General features: G+C 61.1%; 1 protein-coding gene and 1 pseudogene. Both read right to left on the reverse strand.

The genetic code is table 11. The annotated features are described in order from the left end of the window. Window positions 1-688 (reverse strand): annotated as a pseudogene (locus IG169_RS23450) (hypothetical protein); the annotation flags it as partial. 895 nt (window positions 689-1,583) lie between these two features. Further along, window positions 1,584-2,582, reverse strand: a complete 999-nt coding sequence (locus IG169_RS23455; RefSeq protein ID WP_193178709.1) for an alpha/beta hydrolase — start codon at window positions 2,580-2,582, stop codon at window positions 1,584-1,586. Between the last annotated feature and the right edge of the window lie 415 nt (window positions 2,583-2,997).

Genomic DNA, 2,997 nt, shown 5'->3' on the forward strand with positions numbered 1-2,997 from the left:
TGTTTGCGATTAGCCGCGAGGTTGAACACAGGGCGTCATCCTCGGGCTTGACCCGAGGACCCACTCCGTGAAGCCGAATCTCGGCAGCGCCATTCGAAGGACTAGCCGCATTCTTACCTATCGAGGGCTTCGCGGACTCTCCGGAATGGGTCCTCGGGTCAAGCCCGAGGATGACGGAGGGTGTGGGCTTGCTTGTGGTTGTTGTTGTGGCTTGTTTGCGGCGCGCCACCACAACAACAAGATCGCGCGCGGCGATCACGATCAGACGCCGGACGGCGGACTCGGCCGCACGGAGAATGCGCAGGACATGGTTGCGCAGATGCCGCGGCAGGGTGGCCACCGCACCGCCCTCGCCCAGCCCGGCCATGGCGAACAGTGCCGCGAGAATGCGCAAAAGCGCCTCGCGGTTGCGGGCAATCGCCCTGTCCCAGTTGATCGTGTGTCCTTGCGCGTTCGTCATTCGGACAAGGGTACGGGAGGTATCGGTAAGGTGGATAAGTCGGCGCGGGCCTATCTCCCCCCTTGCGGGAGAGAAAGCGATTTCGGCGTCTTGGCCGTAGGCCAAGTGCCAGAAATCGCAAGAGAGGGGCAAAAGCGCCGAGGCCTGAGAACCCGGCGAGATATCCACCACCGCGAGCCCCTCTCTGGCAAAAGCCAAGGACTTGGCTGCGCCAAGCCCGGGAAACATCGCCCTTCGCTTGCGCTCCGGGCGTTCGTCGCTCCAATCGACAAATCGTTGTCGATTGGCCGGCCGCGCCGGCCGCGTCTCACCCCCCGCAAGGGGGGAGATAGACGGCCGCCATCCGCCCCGGATTTGCTGACTGTTTTTGATGGTCGCTTCGCGACGACCCCCACCCTGTATCCCTCCCCACAAGGGGGAGGGAAGGCACAGGCACCGCCGCTTTCCCCTGCACCGTTGTGCCAGGCAAGGCTTCATGCTCGCGACCTCCCTCCCCCTTGTGGGGAGGGATACAGGGTGGGGGTACTTTTCGATGTCGCTACAAACAAAAAAAGCGGGCTGTTGCCCGCTTCCCTCGTTCCCCGAGACTTGCATGGCGCCAGTACATCCGTGGTCGCCAAACCGTCGATCAGGTCTGAACCGGCCTCGCCCGAAACCTCGCGACACATCTGGAAGGAGCTTCACGCGGCGGCAGCCGGTTATTCTCTAGATAGGGATGGTGGGGCGGGAATTCAAGGACGGGGTGGAGTCGGTTCAAAACCAATGAAGAGTCCCCGCGAGCAGGGAACGCCCCTACATCTCTGATGATTGACCGAAATGGGGCCGGGAGAGGACTGTCCAATAATAGCCGCCGAGGATAAAATAGCTGCGATGGGGTGTGGCCGACCGTCATGACCGTTTCCGACCCCTAGTCAGACGTTGAGGCTGGGTTGCGGAGCACCCGCAACCTGCCGTCTGATCAGCAATTGCTTGTCGGCATAGTGGGGCACGAAGCCGGCCGGCGGACTTGGATCGCCGCTAAGTGATGAGCTGAAATCACATTGGGGACCGAACCTGTTCGGTACCATTGCCGGGCGATCTTGAACCACTCCCGCGCGCTGCGGCTTTTTGAGAGCCATTCGTTTCAAGGCACCGGAACAGTCGCGATGACGTCGGTCATTCTCTTCAGTGCTTCGGCATCGTGGAAGATCCCGAAATGTGTCGTCTGCGCCAGGACTTCTGCGCGTCCACGGTAGCCGCTGGCCTTCAACAGATCGAGGAGCGCTGCGCCGTCGACAGCCTCATCCTTGTCGCCGACGAGTACGAGGCTGTTCGAGGGCATGGCCTTCACGTCTGACTCATAGTCGTTGCGGGGATGATAGGAGGAATTGAGGCGCCAGGAATAGGCAAGCGTCTCGGTCCCGTTCCATGCGCCGGCGGGCTTGTTAAAGGCGATGATCGGCAGTCCATCGAAGCCGTGCACGCCGATCATGTTCAGCGCCACTAATCCCAGAATGCGGTGCAGATGGATGACGTTCCAGCCGCCCGCATTGCCGCCACGCACGGCGGCGGTGCGCGGAATGATCGGAGCCATGGCGAGGTAGCCCGCGATCGCCTCCTGCTGCGGACCCTTGCCGCCTGCGAAACGCAACACAAGGCCGCCGCCGCTCGAATGGCCGCCCAGGATGATGGGTCCCTTGTGGCCCTGCTTGCGAAGTTCCCGGATGAGGTCGACGATGTCGTCCTCGTACTGGCCGATATACTCCACGTCGCCACGGCGACGCCCAGAGAAATAGTGGCCCCGCATGTTCGGCAAGACGACTTTGGCGGCTCCCGTCTCGCTGACATACTTTGCCAGCGCGTCATATCCGCCGCCATGGTACGAGGAACCGTGAATGAAGATCAGGATCCGTTCGCTCGCCGCATCGTAAAACCTGTAGGCGAGCGCATCACCATCACGCGCGCGAAACTGCTGCAACGGCGGTAGATCCGTGGTGCCCTGGTCCCGCTCGCTGGAAAAGCCGAAGACATCCGTCTCCGGCAGCATCGGTGGAAAGGACTGTGCAATCGCCACGATCGCGACGATCAGGCCAACGGCCCCGAGGGCGATCAGAACAATGAATCCGCGAAACAAATGGCGCAATGTGTGTACTCCGAATTCGAATGAAGCGAAGCAAGTTCATGGTCAGGTCGACAAAAGTAGGACGTATCCCGACGTCTGCGGCGCAGGATGTCTGCGCCACAGGATAGCAAGCGGCATTCTCTTGAAGGAGCCGCACAAGACCTACCACTGCGGTGCTGAGGTAGCAACGATGAACCTTGCAACGAGGCGTCGATCAAGCGTCGAGGCGAAGGGGATAACCGCCTGCAACCCGCCATTCCGCTTCCCACCCTAAGTGACACATCCTGTCTGATTACGCGAATGTCAGCTTCCGGGATAATCAACAGCAGGCCTGAATGACCGACTTGGTGAAGGTTTTCGGGTGCCGTCAGGCGTACGAAAGCCTCTCATGCAGGAACCCGCGGGCCACAGGCGAAGGCTATGGAGATTTCGATCT

Source organism: Oricola nitratireducens (assembly GCF_014904745.1).
GTDB lineage: Bacteria > Pseudomonadota > Alphaproteobacteria > Rhizobiales > Rhizobiaceae > Oricola > Oricola nitratireducens.